The following is a 16,670-nucleotide window of genomic DNA, read 5'->3' on the forward strand; positions in this document are numbered from 1 at the left end:
AAAAATAGTCCTTTATGCAATCATCTTGTTTCAATCGTAACACAGCACTTTCATAAAGCAAAGTGCCCCCGCTTTATTTTTTCCACAATGACTAAAGGAGGAAATATGATAATGCAACAAGCTAACTTAAGTGAAAAAAATGCCTTCTGTCGCTTTGCCATGGGTACAAGTATGACGGCATATGGAATCGCTAAGGTCTCAAGAAATCCTGATTGTACGAAAGGTCGATTAATGATTGCATTAGGTGCCATGAAAATGGCTGAGGGTATCTTCAAATATTGCCCAACCAAAGCTTTAATGAGCTCTTGTATGGAGAATTCTATGGGCAACAGCAATAACAATAGCACCGGCAACTCTTCTATGCAAAGTATGTTCAGCGGCCAAAATCCTATGTCATCTGAACAAATCGATAAACTCATGAAGGATTTCTCCTCTGCTATATCTGGAAATACGTCAGCATCAACTGCTACTACTGCAAAGCAACCTGACGCCAGCACTTCAACTCAAAATTCCTCAGTCAATAAAAATTCTACAAATAAAGCACAAAATCCTTCTTAGTCAAAGGAGCCGTCTCAAAAGTACAGTTGAGACGGCTCTTCCCTTATCCATCATACGTTTGAAAACAATAAGAAGTTTCAAAATATGATTAAAAATATTTAATTCAAGTGCGTTATCATTTTCATTAATTAGAAGGCTCTGATTTCCGCTACGGGCTACTCGCTTTGTTGCTGCCGCTTCGCTTTCGCACAGATAAAACATTTGTTGCTGACGCTTCGCTTTCGCGCAGAGCAAGGCTTCCTGCGGGCGAGCGTCGAGCCGCTTCCTCCGCAAAAGGAACGAAGGCTAAGTGCGTCACGTCCTGTGACAATGCCTTCGTGACCAACATCGTGTTGGCCTCAGGGTCTCGTCTGTCTCGCTTTCCCGCGGGAGTCGAGTAGCCCTACGCTACAATCAGTTAAAATGGGAATGTATTAGCAAAATAGCAACAAAAAAATCCTTTTATCACTCAATAATAAACCTATTTTTCCCCAATCAATACGCCTGAAGAAGTTTCACAACACTATAAAATATTTGTTATTTACCATTTAGTAGCCTGCAACGCAAACGAGCTTCTTCTAATTAAATTTATACTAAAACTTTGGGCGACATTTATTAAAACATATGCTATGTATCTAAGTTGATTGTAGTGGAGACTGGGCGACTCCTTGGGGATCAGCGTCACAGATGAGACCCTGCAGCGAAGCGAAGCGGCTCATCGGACGCCCCCAGGAAAGCGCCCAGTCGGAACGAAAATCAACCACACGCTATGATGATAAATTTAAGCAAAATGTAAATAAAATATCCTTTTATCGAGTAATTATAAATCTATATCTCCCTAATCATTCCGCCTGATATTTAGTTACTCAACGACTACTTAAACGTACGCCAACCGATATCTTTGCGGAAGAAGAAATTGTCCCATTTTTCTGTTGCAATGCCTGCGTAAACTTTTTCTTGTGCTTCTTTTAAAGTAGATGCTTTTGCTCCAACTAATAAAACGCGGCCACCATTACCGACAAACTTCCCATCGACATGCTTTGTACCTGCATGGAATACTGCATGTGAAGCTGAAAGAGCCTCTAAGTTAGGTAATGCATTTCCTTTTGCAACGTCCCCAGGATAACCTTCTGCAGCTATAACCACACCAAGCATTACTTCTTCAGACCATTGTAGATCGAATGGCTTTTCATCCATTAATGCCATCATAAATTCACCAAAGTCAGATGCCATACGTGGTAAAACTACTTGTGTTTCTGGATCTCCAAAGCGGGCATTAAACTCAATCACCTTCGGACCGTTTTTCGTTAAAATCAATCCTGCATATAGGATCCCTGTAAACGATACATCATCTGCCTCCATACCCTTTACAGTTGGCTCAACAATTGTTTGATAAGCAACGTCCACTACTTCTTGTGAAATTTGAGGTACTGGTGAATAGGCTCCCATACCACCAGTGTTAGGTCCTTTATCGCCATCATAAGCACGTTTGTGGTCCTGAGCAATGACCATTGGATAAATCTGTCCTTTATGGACAAATGACATAAAGGAGAATTCTTCCCCGTCTAGGAATTCTTCAATAACAACACGAGAAGATGATTCTCCAAAGCGTTGGTTACCTATCATATCTTGTACAGCTTCAATTGCTTCATCTTCAGTCATTGCTACAACTACACCTTTACCAGCAGCCAAACCGTCTGCCTTGATCACAATTGGTGCACCTTGTTCTTTAATATATGCTATAGCCTTATCTGCTTCAGTGAACGTTTCATGGGCTGCTGTTGGAATCTGATATTTATTCATAATATCCTTAGCGTATGATTTACTGCTTTCGATTTGTGCCGCTGCCTTTGTTGGACCAAATACTCGTAAGCCACGAGTAGTAAAGAAATCCACGATTCCTTCAGCAAGTGGTTGCTCAGGACCAACAAAAGTTAAATCTACTGCATTTTCTTTCGCAAATTGTGCTAGTCCTGCAAAATCCATTGTATCAATAGCAACGATTTCTGCATCGCCTCTCATACCGTCATTACCAGGTGCTACAAATACTTTATTGACAGATGGTGAAATATTAAATTGTTTAGCGATAGCATGCTCACGACCGCCACTTCCAATTACTAATACGTTCATTTTAGGGAATCCTCCTATTTGTAAGTAAGACCGAGATGAGCCAACATCTCGGTCTAGTTTTTAACATATTCTAATTAGTGTTTGAAATGACGTACGCCAGTGAATACCATTGTAATACCGTACTCATTTGCTTTATCGATGGAATCCTGGTCTTTAATAGATCCACCTGGTTGAATAATGGCTGTAATGCCCGCCGCTGCAGCCGCTTCTACTGTATCGTTCATTGGGAAGAATGCGTCTGATGCTAATGCTGCACCTTTTGCCTTTTCTCCAGCTTGCTCAAAAGCGATTTTAGCCGCTCCAACACGGTTCATTTGACCAGCACCAACACCAAGAGTCATTTGAGAATCCGTCACAACGATTGCGTTTGATTTCACATGTTTCACAACTGCCCAGCCAAGTTGTAATGCTTCCCATTCTTGTGCTGTCGGTTCACGGTCTGTCACTACTTTAATATCTGCATTTGCAAATCCGTAGCGATCTGGTTCTTGTACAAGAAGACCACCTTCAACCGATACTACATTGAATTGATCTTGTTTTGCTTGCTCGAAAGGAATTGTTAATAAGCGAATATTCTTCTTCTTCATTAAAATATCAAGTGCTTCTTGAGAGAATGATGGTGCAATAATAATTTCTAAAAAGATATGGCTTAATTTTTCAGCAGTTGCTGCATCTACTTCCATGTTTAATGCAATAATGCCACCAAAAATTGAAGTTGAGTCTGCTTCGTATGCTTTATCAAATGCCTCTTCTAAAGTTTCACCTGTACCAACACCACAAGGGTTCATATGCTTTACAGCTACTGCTGCAGGCATTTCAAACTCTTTTACAATTTGTAATGCGGCATTCCCATCTTGAATATTGTTGTATGATAATTCTTTACCATGTAGTTGCGTTGCATAAGCTAATGAGAATTCAGAGCCCAGACGTTTTTGATAGAAAGCGGCTTTTTGATGAGGATTTTCTCCATAGCGTAAGTTCTGTTTTAATTCATATGTCATTGTTAAGCTCTCAGGGAACTCTTCTTCTGTTAAGTGGTTTGATATATATGAATCATAAGCGGCTGTGTGACGGAAAACTTTCGCAGCTAACTTACGACGTGTTTCAATTGTCGTTGCACCCTGTGCCTTTAGTTCCTCTAATACGTTCGCATAGTCATTGCTATCTACAATAACTGTAACATATTGATGGTTTTTTGCTGCAGAACGTAACATTGTTGGACCACCGATATCAATATTTTCGATCGCATCGTCCCATGTTACATTAGGCTTTGAAATTGTTTCAACGAACGGGTAAAGATTAACACAAACAATCTCAATTGGCTCAATCCCATGCTCATTCATTTGTGCTTGATGAGACGCGTCATCAAACTTTCCTAATAATCCACCATGAATCATTGGATTTAACGTTTTTACACGACCATCTAGAATTTCAGGGAATTTAGTTACTTCATCTACTGCTGTTACGGCAACATTATTGTCTTGTAACATTTTTTTTGTACCACCAGTTGATAAAATTTCATAACCTAATGCTACTAATTCTTTTGCAAATTCTAAAATACCATCTTTATTGGAAACACTGATTAATGCACGTTTTGTCACAACGATATCCTCCTAATTTTTATCGTGTTTGCCACGAATATGTCTTGCTATTATTGATGAAACAGAGTTAGGGTCGATTGAACAATCTATTTTGGAAGACCTAACTCCCTCATCAATCGGTTACTTTAATAACTGCTGTAAAGCTTTTGTATATAGTACATGCTCTTCCTTATGAACTGCCGTTTCTGTTGCCTCACGATTACCATCAACAACTGACACTGCCGCTTGTGCAATAATAGGGCCTGTGTCCATACCTTCATCTACAAAATGCACAGTTACGCCTGTTATCTTGACGCCATGTTCCATCGCTTGACCGATGGCATCCTTTCCAGGGAAAGCTGGTAATAGTGAAGGATGAATATTCACAATGCGCTGTGGATATGCCGTTAGTAATACTTCACTAATTAAGCGCATATAACCTGCAAGCACGATCCATTCCACATGACATTCATGAAGAGCCTCGATTATAGCAGTCTCATAATCTGCTTTTGAAGCAAACTCTTTTGGACTTAAAGCTAGCACTGGTATATTAAAGTTTTCAGCACGTGTAACTACATACGCACCAGGCTTATCTGTAACAACAAGTTCGACCTTTGCATTAAGTTCGCCACGTTCAATGGCCTCTTGAATGGCCTGAAAGTTACTACCGCTGCCTGAAGCAAAAACGGCAATTTTAGTTGGTGCAGTCATTACACTAAACTCCCATCATGTGAGCCATTGAATACAACACCATCGCCTTTCACAACGCGACCGATTTTATATGCTTTTTCTCCATTTGCTTCTACTGTTGCAAGCACTTTATCTACTTCATCTGCTGGTACAGCTAAAACGAAGCCAATACCCATGTTAAAGACATTATATAAATCTTTGTCTTCTAGCTGTCCTTTTTCTTTTAAAAACTCAAATATACGTAAGACAGGCCAAGCACCTAAGTCAATTTCAGTTGCTAAACCTTCAGGCATCATACGAGGTAGATTTTCATAAAAGCCACCGCCAGTTACATGTGCACAGCCATGAACGTCTGCTGCTTTTAAAGCTGCAAGCACAGGTTTTGCATATAGTTTTGTTGGCACCAACAAAGCTTCCCCGATAGGACCAAGATCCTCAAAGCCTTCCACAATGGAATCAACAGCGTAATTATGATCAGCAAAGACAATTTTTCGTACTAATGAGTAACCATTTGAATGCACACCACTTGAAGCAATACCAACAAGCACGTCACCTTCTACGATTTTCTCACCTGTTACGATTGCAGATTTTTCACAAGCTCCTACTGCAAAACCAGCTAAATCATACTCATCTTCTTCGTAAAGACCAGGCATCTCTGCAGTTTCACCACCGATTAATGCCGCACCAGATTGCACACAGCCATCCGCAACGCCTTTTACAATTTGTTCAATTTTCGCTGGCTCAGCCTTTCCAAGAGCTACATAGTCTAAAAAGTAAAGTGGTTCAGCACCTTGCGCTACAATATCATTGACACACATCGCTACACAGTCCACACCAATCGTGTCATGCTTGTCCACCATAAATGCTAGCTTTAGCTTTGTCCCAACACCATCTGTACCTGAAATAAGAACAGGTTCCTTAAGATTTAGTTCTGACAAGTCAAACATACCACCAAAGCCACCAAACGTTCCCATCACACCTAGACGGTTTGTACGTTCAACGTGAGACTTCATTCGTTTTACGGCTTCATAGCCCGCTTCAATATTTACACCTGCTTGTTCATATGCTTTTGACACGCAGAGTTCCTCCTTATCATCCAAATCGCCTTAGCACATCTGAATCTAAAACTGCTAGGCATAGTTAGATGTTTTTCTTAACGTAATAGTTCTTTTTCATGTGGTAAGATTGTATCTGGAAAAATTTCCGTTGGATATTTGCTTGTAAAACAAGCTAAGCATAGTCCACGGTTTTCATCTTCATATGGTCTTGCAATCGTCTCTACCATGCCTTCAACAGAAAGGAATGTTAATGAATCGGCTCCTATAGCGTCACGGATTTCCTCTACATTGTGGCTTGATGCAATCAGTTCCTCATGCGTTGAAGTATCGATGCCATAATAGCAAGGATCCGTCATTGGTGGTGAGGAAATCACAACATGTACTTCTGCCGCACCAGCATCTTTTAACATTTTGACAATACGTCGTGAAGTTGTACCGCGTACGATTGAATCGTCCACCATCACTACTCGTTTACCTTTTACGACTTGAACAACTGGAGAAAGCTTCATTTTCACACCGCGTTCACGTAATTCCTGTGTTGGTTGGATAAACGTACGACCTACATAACGATTTTTAATAAGACCAAGCTCATATGGAATACCGCTTTCCTCTGCAAAGCCGATTGCTGCAGAAATACTTGAATCAGGTACACCTGTTACAACATCAGCTTCAATGTGTGCACATTCACGAGCAAGCTGTTTACCCATACGTTTACGTGCCATATGAACGTTAATACCATCAATATCAGAATCAGGACGCGCTAAGTAAACATACTCCATCGCGCACATTGCACGTTTATTCATATCTGCAAAACGATCAGATTTGACACCCTCATCGTTAATAATTAATAACTCACCTGGTTCAACAGATCGAACAAATTCTGCACCTATTAAATCGAATGCACAAGTTTCAGAGGCTACAACCCAGCCATCTCCTAGCTTTCCAAGAGATAAAGGACGTAAACCATGTGGATCACGTGCCACAAGCATTTCATCTTTAGTCATAATTAAGACCGAATACGCACCCTTTAATAATGAAAGAGCATTTTTCACCTTTGCACGGAATGGTGAATGCGAGCTTTTCTTAATAAGATGCGCCAGCACTTCTGTATCGGAGCTAGAATGAAAAATACTTCCTTGACGCTCTAAATACTGTTTTAAGTGCGTTGCATTGACTAAGTTACCGTTATGAGCAATTGAAAGGCTACCAGTTGAGGAGTGGAATAATAACGGCTGTACATTTTCAATACCGCCTCCACCGGCAGTCGTATAACGAACATGAGCAATGGCTGCTTTTCCGTTAACTGCCTTTAATTTCTCTTCGTTGAAAACATCGTTAACTAGTCCTTCGCCTTTCACCGCGCGTAGATGCTGACCGTCAGAAACGACGATCCCTGCGCCTTCTTGGCCACGGTGTTGAAGAGCATGAAGCCCGTAATAACTAAGGTGTGCTGGATTTGAGTTGCCCCAAATACCAAACACCCCACATTCTTCATTTAAGCCTCTGAGTTCAGCAAGCATGGGATTGCTCCTTTCCAATTAGAACGGAATTCCTCCACTGTACCTTCTACAAGCACACCGTTATCACCGTTGATTTTAACAAGCGCATCGTTTGTTACGACACCGATTTTCTGTGCATCTTTTACAATTTCTACAAACGCAGCAGCATTTTCTTCTTTCACTGATACAACGAAACGAGATTGTGTTTCACTAAATAATGCAGTAGTTGCAGAGCCAGTTAATGTAACCTCAACACCTAAGCCATTTGCGCCAAATGTTGTTTCAGCAAGCGCTACTGCAAGACCACCTTCTGCTACATCATGTGCAGATTGTACGATTCCTGCTTTAATTGCTTTTAGCAATGCTTGTTGACGTGCAGCTTCAATATCCAAGTCAATAGCTGGTGCTTTTCCTGAAATAACCCCATTATTTAATAATTTTTGAAGCTCAGCCCCACCAAATTCAGTTTTTGTATTGCCGATCACAAATACTACATCGCCAGTAGCCTTCACTTCTTGTGTTGTTACATGTGCTAAATCTTCAATTAGACCAACCATACCGATTGTTGGTGTTGGGTAAACCGCTTCTCCAGAACGTTCGTTATAAAGAGATACGTTACCACCGATTACAGGTGCGTTCAGTGCCGTACAAGCAGCTGAAATACCATCAGCTGATTTTTCAATTTGCCAGAAGATTTCTGGTTTCTCAGGATTACCGAAGTTTAAGCAGTCAGTAATCGCTAATGGTGTACCACCAGTTGCTACAATATTACGAGCTGCCTCTGCTACAGCAATAGCACCGCCCACCTCTGGATCTAGGTAAATATAACGAGAGTTACAGTCTGTCGTCATCGCTAAGCCTTTGTTTGTACCGCGAACACGGATAACTGCTGCATCAGAACCTGGTGCAACGACTGTTGATGTACGTACTTGATAATCATATTGATCGTAAACCCACTCTTTTGAAGCGATTGTTGGCGCTTTTAAAAGTGCATTTAATGTTTCTTTGTAATCTGTTACAACTGGTTCAATGTTTTCCATCGCTTGGAACTCACCATAGTAAGCAGGCTCTGCAGATGGCTTATGATAAACTGGTGCATCTTCTGCAAGTGCATCAGCAGGTACTTCAGCTACAACTTCACCATTGTGTAATAAGCGAAGCATTTTATCATCTGTCACTCGACCAATTGCCACAGCATCTAAATCATATTTATCAAAGATCGCTTTAATTTCATCTTCGCGACCTTTTTTCACAACAAGTAGCATACGCTCCTGAGATTCAGATAGCATCATTTCATATGCTGTCATGCCTGTCTCACGTTGTGGAACTAAGTCTAAGTTCATTTCTACGCCAGAACCAGCCTTAGAAGCCATTTCTGCTGATGAAGAAGTTAGACCAGCAGCCCCCATATCTTGAATACCTACTAGAGCGTCAGATTTTACTACTTCTAAACACGCTTCAAGTAAAAGTTTCTCCATGAATGGATCCCCAACTTGGACTGCAGGACGTTGGTTCTCTGATTCTTCTGTTAACTCTTCAGATGCGAATGTTGCACCATGGATACCATCACGACCTGTTTTTGCGCCAACATACATTACTGTATTTCCTACGCCAGCTGCGATTCCACGTTGAATATCTTTATGGTCAATTAAACCTACGCACATTGCATTAACAAGTGGATTGCCTTCATAACAAGGATCAAATTGAATCTCGCCACCTACAGTAGGAATCCCGATACAGTTACCGTAACCTGCGATACCAGCAACTACCTCTTCGAATAAATATTTACCACGCGCTGATTTTAATTCGCCAAAACGTAGTGAGTTCAGCATCGCTATTGGACGTGCCCCCATCGAGAAAACGTCACGGATAATACCACCAACACCTGTTGCAGCACCTTGATAAGGCTCGATTGCCGATGGATGGTTATGTGATTCCATTTTAAATACAACTGCTTGTTCATCACCAATGTCTACGATCCCCGCACCTTCACCTGGACCTTGTAAAACTTGAGGACCCTTTGTAGGGAATTTACGTAACACTGGTTTTGAATTTTTGTATGAGCAGTGCTCAGACCACATTACTGAGAAAAGACCTGTCTCTGTCCAGTTTGGTAGACGTCCTAAAATACCTTCTACCATTGCAAATTCTTCGTCTGACATCCCCATACCAGCGTATAGCTTTTCATCTTTAATTTGCTGTGCTGTTGGCTCAAACTTAGTTGTTGACATGATTTTCCCTCCACTGCTTCACAATTGATTTAAATACTGCTAGACCGTCTGCTCCGCCCACTAGTGCATCAACAGCTCGCTCTGGGTGAGGCATCATACCTAATACATTGCCGCGCTCGTTTACAATCCCCGCAATATCTTCTAAAGAACCGTTTGGATTTTCACCTGAGTACGTGAATACGATTTGATTGTTGTCTTTTAATTTTTGTAGCGTTTCCTCATCACAGTAGTAGTTGCCTTCACCATGTGCGATTGGAATATTGATTATTTGACCTTGTTCATATTGGTTTGTAAATAATGTTTTGTTGTTCTCAACCTTAAGCTGGATTGTACGGCACATGAATTTTAAATTTTTGTTGCGAAGTAATGCACCTGGTAATAAACCTGCTTCAGTTAAGATTTGGAATCCATTACATACTCCTAATACTGGCTTTCCAGCATCCGCTGCTTTCTTGACCTCTGCCATAATATTAGATTGGTTTGCCATCGCACCACAGCGAAGATAATCCCCGTATGAGAAGCCTCCTGGAACTAAAATACCATCAAAGCTACTTAAATCTGTTTCTGTATGCCATACATATTCTACTTCTTCACCTAGCTCGTCTTTAATCGCATGATACATATCGATATCACAGTTTGACCCAGGGAATACGAGTACTGCGAATTTCATGATTAGTTAGCCTCCTCGACTTCGTAACGGTAGTCTTCGATTACAACGTTAGTTAAAACCTTTTCACACATTTCTTTTACTAGAGTATCAATGTCACGTTCTGTATCTTTAATTGTTAGTTCAAGATATTTACCGATACGTAAATCTTCTACTTCAGCGTAACCCATTTTTACTAAAGAACCTTGTACGGCTGAACCTTGTGGATCAAGAATGCTCTCGCGTAATGTTACGTAAATTTTAACTTTTTTCATTGTTATTTGCCTCCGAGTCTAGAAAGTATAATAGTATAAACTTCAGTTAAATTACCAAGGTCTCTACGAAAGACATCTTTGTCTAACTTTTGCTTTGTAGTAGCATCCCAAAGTCTGCAAGTATCTGGTGATATTTCATCTGCCAGTAGTACATTTCCGTCATGGTCACGTCCGAACTCTAATTTAAAGTCAATTAGCGTAACATTGACATCTGCAAATATTGGCTGTAGCACTTTGTTAACAGCTAGTGCACCGTCATAAATGGCTGTCACTTCTTCAGGAGTTGCAAGATCAAGTACATCAATATGTTCCGTTGAAATGAGCGGATCACCAAGCTCGTCGTCTTTATAATAAAACTCAACGATTGGGCGTTTTAATGGTGTACCTTCCTCAAAGCCAAGGCGTTTCGCTAAGCTACCAGCCGCTATATTACGAACAACGACCTCAATCGGAATAATATCTACCTGTTTTACAAGCTGTTGCGTATCAGACAATTGTTTTACGAAATGTGACGCAATTCCGTAAGCTTGTAATTTTTCGAAAATTAACGAAGTAATGCGATTGTTTAATATGCCTTTTCCTTCAATCTCTTCTTTTTTCTCACCATTAAATGCTGTTGCACTATCCTTGTACTCAACGAGTAGAACATTTGGCTCCTCTGTTGTATACAATTTTTTTGCTTTACCTTCATACAAAAGTTGACCTTTAGTCATTTCGTTATTCCCCCTGGATATTATGAAATACATGCGGGTTCAGAATTGAATCGATCGTACAACGATTCAATTCTGTAACATCCGCTAGTGGCTCTACTTAGTTAAGTCCAAGACGTTCAAAAATCATGTCTACATGCTGTAAATGGTAGTTGTAGTCGAAGCACTCATCTAGCTCTTCCTTCGTTAAATGCGATGTAATTTTTTCACTTGCATCGACTAACGTACGGAACTGCACTTGCTCGTCCCACGCCTGCATCGCTAAAGGTTGTACTGTATCATACGCCTCCTCACGCACTAATCCTTTATCGATAAGTGCTAATAGAATACGTTGAGAGTAAATTAAACCGAAAGTGCGACCCATATTACGTTTCATGTTTTCAGGGAATACTGTTAAGTTTTTCACAAGGTTACCGAAGCGATTTAACATATAGTTCAGTGTAATCGTTGCATCCGGTAAAATGACGCGCTCTGCAGATGAATGTGAAATATCACGTTCATGCCATAAAGCTACGTTTTCATAAGCCGTCACCATATAACCACGCATTAAACGTGACAACCCAACCATATTTTCAGACCCGATTGGATTACGTTTATGCGGCATCGCTGACGAACCTTTTTGTCCTTTTGCAAAGGCTTCTTCAACTTCTCGCGTTTCAGATTTCTGCAAGCCGCGAATTTCTGTTGCAAATTTTTCTATTGATGTTGCGATTAATGCCAAAGCACCTAAATACTGCGCATGGCGATCACGTTGCAATGTTTGTGTTGAAATAGGTGATGCTGTAAGTCCTAATTTATCGCATACATATTGCTCAACTCGAGGATCGATATTGGCATATGTTCCAACTGCTCCAGACATTTTCCCTGTTTCAATTACTTTTGCTGCCGCTTCAAAGCGCTCAAGGTTACGCTTCATTTCTTCATACCATAAACCTAGTTTTAAACCAAAAGTCGTTGGCTCAGCATGAACACCATGTGTACGTCCCATCATGACCGTATGCTTATGCTCTTTTGCTTTCGCTGCTATAATATCAATGAAATTCACGATGTCTTTACGTAAAATATCATTCGCTTGTTTAATTAAATAAGAAAGGGCCGTGTCAACTACGTCCGTTGAAGTTAAACCATAGTGCACCCATTTTCGCTCTTCACCAAGTGTTTCAGATACGGCACGAGTGAATGCTACAACATCATGACGAGTTTCTTGCTCAATCTCTAAAATACGATTTACATCAAATGAAGCATTTTCACGTATTTTAGCTACATCTTCTTTTGGAATGTCGCCTAATTCTGCCCAAGCCTCACATGCTAAAATTTCAACTTCTAGCCAAGCTTGATATTTATTTTGTTCTGTCCAAATTGCGCCCATTTCGGGTCTTGTGTAACGTTCGATCATTGCGTTTCTCCTTCTATTCTGACCAAATGCCAGAACTTTCGATTTGTTGTAGTGTTTCTTCTAAGTTTTTTGTCATAATCGTTACGTGGCCCATCTTACGGTTCACCTTAGCTTCAGCTTTCCCATAAAGATGTATAGACCATTCAGGATATTTAGCAATTGAGTTACTCAGTGGCATTACATGCTGCCCTAAAACATTTACCATAATAGATGGTGCCCAAAGTTGTGGTTTACGTAGTGGCCAACCACAAATAGCGCGAATATGCTGATGGAACTGTGAAACATTACATGCTTCGATTGAATAGTGACCTGAATTATGAGGTCTTGGTGCTAATTCATTAATTACGATTCCACCATCTTCTAATACAAACATTTCTACAGCTAGTGTCCCTACTAAATGTAAGTAATCAGCAATCTTCAAGGCTTCTCTTTCTGCAGCCAGTGCTGTTTCTTCTTTTATACGGGCCGGCACGATCGTTTCGTGTAAAATATGATGAACATGAATATTTTCTCCAACTGGCTGACAATATGATTCACCATTACCGTTTCTTTGGACAATGACCGATATCTCTTTCGCGAAAGGTACAAATCCCTCAGCAATACATTGTGAATGAGAGAAAAGGTCTTTTGCGAATGGTAGGTCTTCTACAGATTTTAAAAGCTGCTGCCCTTTGCCATCGTAACCGCCTCTTGCTGTTTTGACTATACAAGGATAACCAATCTTATCGATATTGGCTACTAATTCCTCATATGTATTCGCAACAATATAAGGTGCTACTGGACAACCTGCGTTCACAATCGCTTCCTTCTCAGTCACACGATCTTGAGTAATGCGCACTAGCTCTGGACCCTGCGGAACATAAGCAATCTGAGTTAAACGTTTTAAGCCTTCGTAATCGATATTTTCAAACTCATACGTTATAACGTCACTTACCTCAGCAAGCTCTTCTAAAGCTGCCTCATCATCATATGGTGCTACAATACGTATATCTGCAACCTGTCCACATGGCGAGTCCATTGATGGTTCAAGAACGGCAATTTTAAAGCCTACTTCTTTAGCAGCAAGTGCCATCATACGGCCAAGCTGTCCTCCTCCGATAATGCCTATCGTTTGCCCTGGATAAATAATCTTTGTCACACTAAGTCACCTGTGCTTTCCAATACTTGTTGCTTTGTGGCTTCACGTCTAGCATCTAGTTTATTAGCAAGCTCTGCGTCTGTTGTTGACAAAATTTGCGCAGCTAGCAAGCCTGCATTAGTCGCTCCTGCTTTGCCAATCGCTACTGTTGCTACAGGTACACCGCCAGGCATTTGAACGATTGATAATAGAGAATCAAGACCGTTAAGAGCACGAGATTGCACAGGTACACCGATTACTGGTAACGTTGTTTTAGCTGCTACCATTCCAGGTAAATGCGCAGCTCCACCAGCACCCGCAATAATTACTTGAATACCTCGCTCACGTGCTGCTTCCGCATACTCAAACATTAAATCAGGAGTACGATGTGCAGATACAACCTTTTTCTCGTACGGGACTTGTAATTCGTCTAATATATCACATGCATGTTTCATTGTTTCCCAGTCACTTGAACTACCCATTATCACACCGATTTTCGGATTCATGAATTGTCGCTCCTTTTAAACGATAGAAAAATGATCAAATATTGTGCAAGCCTCTATTCTTCAAATAGCTACTGCAATTCTTTACTTTTCGTACAAAAAAATCCCCAAATAAACTACTCTCTACCATACACGTGAAAGCAGTTTACTTGAGGACTTATTATGAAAAGAATATGCAAATGTACATATCAGTACATATCCCTTCTCGTAACACGCCAAAAGTGCTTTCCCGCATAGTCCAGCATTTACGGTGCCGGGTAGAGACACTAGAGCCAATCCTCTAGCATATATGTGGGACTTATTTGTTTTTCCTACTCACATTTTAACAAGTGATTTCACTATCGTCAATGCAAAATGCGAACATTTTATTTTAGCTATTTATAAATGTTCGGATTTTAGTCAAATCTACTCAAAATCTTGACAGTGCATTGCTTTAAATTGTATTTTTTGACGTAAATACGTTGGTTCTCCATTAACTAAGTGGAAAACGGGCTCTTCTTTTCGTCCCACTGCCATATAACCATCTCGACGCATTCTTGCCAAACAATCTTCAATTGACTCGTTTTCTTCTACTTCATACCAAATTTGTTTTTTCCCCAAATCTTTCGCCCTTTCAATCTTGTATCCAATTATTTTTCCTCGTATGAGTTCCATTATACCTTGTGATTCTTCATTTAGTATGTATGATTTATTAATTCAAAGTAATTATACTTTTAAGTTCCTAATTGAAGACAAAGTAAAAAGAACTGCAGGAATAAACTCTGCAGTTCTTTATTAAGGATTTTCAAATCTTTCTAATTCCGTGACATCCGCCAGAGACTTTTAGGCCAACAAATGCTTTTTGTGCGGAAGCGTAGTGCTAACGTAGCGGCAACAACAACAACACGAGGTTGGTCACTCAGTCGTTTTTACAGGATGCGCCTTAGTTCCTCTTGTCAGCAGATGTTTGGACATCAGCTGACAGAATTTACATATACACCTAGGAAAAGAAATGATGAAAAAGCATGGAGCACAATAAGAACCATACGGATATCACCTTTAATACCAAAACTTGCGCTAATTATCCCTAGTCCCCCTAATATTAATGGCGTAAAAATACTGATATCGTAAAGGAAATTAAAAAAGTCACCATACCATTTTGTTGGATCATACCCAAACATAAGAAATATTATCATTAATAATAAAATAGATACAGCAGAAAAAATGTTACGCCTCATTTTTAATTCCCCCATTATTAGACAACGATATGTGTTATAGATCTATTCAATTTTTCAACTTAAAATCCGCTAGTAAAGCTCGTTCAACTTTTACTTCAAGCTATAATCCTATATCAAATGTTGAGGTGAGGCACAATGTGAAGCTTCCCGAAACCTTCTACAGGTAGTAGGAACCTCTCTTTATGACGTTCTATTCATCGGTTTGATATTTTAATAAGTCGATTCAATTATTCTATCCATCCTGTCGGTTCTTCTATCCTACTGTTCGATGATTCTAAACGTTTCGCCGGCAGTCTGCTAAGCTAGGGGTTCAGAAGGGACGCCGGGCTATTCACACTCATCTTAAATAGAATTTAATTTGTCTTTATTCAGCTAAGAATGAATTGTGCAGGCATAATTCATAATCCAGACGAAATTATACCAAGGCGAAATTGATTATGTAAATTTCGATTCCTTGTATTAAAAAAAATACGACAGCAATCATTATTTCGGAAAACAGCGTAGATATGGGGTTCCTACATCGCCACCTATCGCTTTTGGGGCTGGAGTTGTACCTGGGAATCATGAAAGTATAGGCAAGTGAAAAAGTACAAGGACGCTCAGGGAAATACATATATTATGTCCGTCTGTGTGAGATCAACTTGGAAAGTATCTAGGTATCGTAATCGAGCTTTAAAAACGAAATAAAAAAAATTGCAGTCAAATGAGGCAAGAAAAAGCATTCGTTGGCATATCCTACGAATGCATTTGAAGCATCTACGTCATGTTGCAAAACAGGGAACCATATAAAGATTCACAAATAGCTAGTTAAGATTCAAAGTCTTATACAAAGGAAGTTACCTCATGATAAGACTTTGCTTTCTTATTGGCTTTTTTAGATTAAAACTAGCTTTACCTAGCCTGACCAAGAATATTCCAGGCTATAGAATTATTTACTTTCGCACAAAAAAACCACTGATTTCTCAGTGGCTGTTGTGTGCCTAGCGACGTCCTACTCTCACAGGGGGAAGCCCCCAACTACCATCGGCGCTAAAGAGCTTAACTTCCGTGTTCGGTATGGGAACGGGTGTGACCTCTTTGC

General features: G+C 40.2%; 17 protein-coding genes, 1 rRNA gene and 1 riboswitch. Of the genes, 1 reads left to right on the top strand and 17 read right to left on the bottom strand.

What is annotated here, in order from left to right:
- Positions 1-111 precede the first annotated feature (111 nt).
- Complete coding sequence (locus tag ACVWXS_RS17725; RefSeq protein ID WP_423490431.1) at positions 112-558, top strand: hypothetical protein; 447 nt, start codon at positions 112-114, stop codon at positions 556-558.
- Here ACVWXS_RS17725 and ACVWXS_RS17730 read toward each other — a convergent pair whose 3' ends face one another.
- From ACVWXS_RS17730 to rrf, 17 genes are all read right to left on the bottom strand, one after another.
- A complete protein-coding gene (locus tag ACVWXS_RS17730; RefSeq protein WP_456959432.1) occupies positions 559-759 on the bottom strand; it encodes a hypothetical protein in 201 nt (66 codons plus the stop codon).
- Positions 707-886, bottom strand: a complete 180-nt coding sequence (locus tag ACVWXS_RS17735) for a hypothetical protein (protein ID WP_456959434.1) — start codon at positions 884-886, stop codon at positions 707-709. The genes ACVWXS_RS17730 and ACVWXS_RS17735 overlap by 53 nt, the downstream gene beginning before the upstream one ends.
- 524 nt (positions 887-1,410) lie before the next feature.
- Entirely contained in the window at positions 1,411-2,667 is a 1,257-nt protein-coding gene (purD, locus tag ACVWXS_RS17740; RefSeq protein WP_456959436.1) for a phosphoribosylamine--glycine ligase, read from the bottom strand.
- Positions 2,668-2,741: 74 nt separating this feature from the next.
- Complete coding sequence (gene purH / locus ACVWXS_RS17745) at positions 2,742-4,268, bottom strand: bifunctional phosphoribosylaminoimidazolecarboxamide formyltransferase/IMP cyclohydrolase (protein ID WP_402988521.1); 1,527 nt, start codon at positions 4,266-4,268, stop codon at positions 2,742-2,744.
- A gap of 120 nt (positions 4,269-4,388) precedes the next feature.
- Positions 4,389-4,958: a phosphoribosylglycinamide formyltransferase gene (gene purN / locus ACVWXS_RS17750; protein WP_402988523.1), complete on the bottom strand. Its 570-nt coding sequence runs from the start codon at positions 4,956-4,958 to the stop codon at positions 4,389-4,391.
- Positions 4,958-6,013, bottom strand: coding sequence for a phosphoribosylformylglycinamidine cyclo-ligase (gene purM, locus ACVWXS_RS17755; protein ID WP_402988526.1), 1,056 nt, complete (start codon positions 6,011-6,013; stop codon positions 4,958-4,960). The genes purN and purM overlap by 1 nt, the downstream gene beginning before the upstream one ends.
- 77 nt (positions 6,014-6,090) lie before the next feature.
- Complete coding sequence (gene purF / locus ACVWXS_RS17760) at positions 6,091-7,515, bottom strand: amidophosphoribosyltransferase (protein WP_456959439.1); 1,425 nt, start codon at positions 7,513-7,515, stop codon at positions 6,091-6,093.
- A complete protein-coding gene (gene purL, locus ACVWXS_RS17765; protein WP_456959441.1) occupies positions 7,491-9,725 on the bottom strand; it encodes a phosphoribosylformylglycinamidine synthase subunit PurL in 2,235 nt (744 codons plus the stop codon). The genes purF and purL overlap by 25 nt, the downstream gene beginning before the upstream one ends.
- Positions 9,712-10,395 carry a phosphoribosylformylglycinamidine synthase subunit PurQ gene (gene purQ, locus ACVWXS_RS17770; protein ID WP_456959443.1) on the bottom strand — a complete coding sequence of 228 codons (684 nt, stop codon included), beginning with the start codon at positions 10,393-10,395 and terminating at the stop codon, positions 9,712-9,714. The genes purL and purQ overlap by 14 nt, the downstream gene beginning before the upstream one ends.
- A 2-nt stretch (positions 10,396-10,397) precedes the next feature.
- Positions 10,398-10,646 carry a phosphoribosylformylglycinamidine synthase subunit PurS gene (gene purS / locus ACVWXS_RS17775; RefSeq protein WP_053482994.1) on the bottom strand — a complete coding sequence of 83 codons (249 nt, stop codon included), beginning with the start codon at positions 10,644-10,646 and terminating at the stop codon, positions 10,398-10,400.
- Positions 10,647-10,648: 2 nt separating this feature from the next.
- Positions 10,649-11,359 (bottom strand): phosphoribosylaminoimidazolesuccinocarboxamide synthase, encoded by a 711-nt coding sequence (purC, locus tag ACVWXS_RS17780; RefSeq protein ID WP_427523310.1) that lies wholly within the window; start codon positions 11,357-11,359, stop codon positions 10,649-10,651.
- Between the two features lie 97 nt (positions 11,360-11,456).
- Positions 11,457-12,752 carry an adenylosuccinate lyase gene (purB, locus tag ACVWXS_RS17785; RefSeq protein ID WP_374965148.1) on the bottom strand — a complete coding sequence of 432 codons (1,296 nt, stop codon included), beginning with the start codon at positions 12,750-12,752 and terminating at the stop codon, positions 11,457-11,459.
- Positions 12,753-12,765: 13 nt separating this feature from the next.
- Positions 12,766-13,890 carry a 5-(carboxyamino)imidazole ribonucleotide synthase gene (gene purK, locus ACVWXS_RS17790; protein WP_374965146.1) on the bottom strand — a complete coding sequence of 375 codons (1,125 nt, stop codon included), beginning with the start codon at positions 13,888-13,890 and terminating at the stop codon, positions 12,766-12,768.
- Complete coding sequence (purE, locus tag ACVWXS_RS17795) at positions 13,887-14,375, bottom strand: 5-(carboxyamino)imidazole ribonucleotide mutase (protein ID WP_004225751.1); 489 nt, start codon at positions 14,373-14,375, stop codon at positions 13,887-13,889. Before purE ends, purK begins: the two co-directional genes overlap by 4 nt.
- 211 nt (positions 14,376-14,586) lie before the next feature.
- A riboswitch (purine riboswitch) is annotated at positions 14,587-14,685 on the bottom strand.
- 92 nt (positions 14,686-14,777) lie between these two features.
- Complete coding sequence (locus ACVWXS_RS17800) at positions 14,778-14,972, bottom strand: NETI motif-containing protein (RefSeq protein ID WP_456959445.1); 195 nt, start codon at positions 14,970-14,972, stop codon at positions 14,778-14,780.
- 353 nt (positions 14,973-15,325) lie between these two features.
- Positions 15,326-15,589, bottom strand: coding sequence for a hypothetical protein (locus tag ACVWXS_RS17805; RefSeq protein ID WP_456959446.1), 264 nt, complete (start codon positions 15,587-15,589; stop codon positions 15,326-15,328).
- Positions 15,590-16,567: 978 nt separating this feature from the next.
- Positions 16,568-16,670 (bottom strand): 5S ribosomal RNA (gene rrf / locus ACVWXS_RS17810); the annotation flags it as partial.

This window comes from Lysinibacillus sp. TE18511, assembly GCF_054062295.1.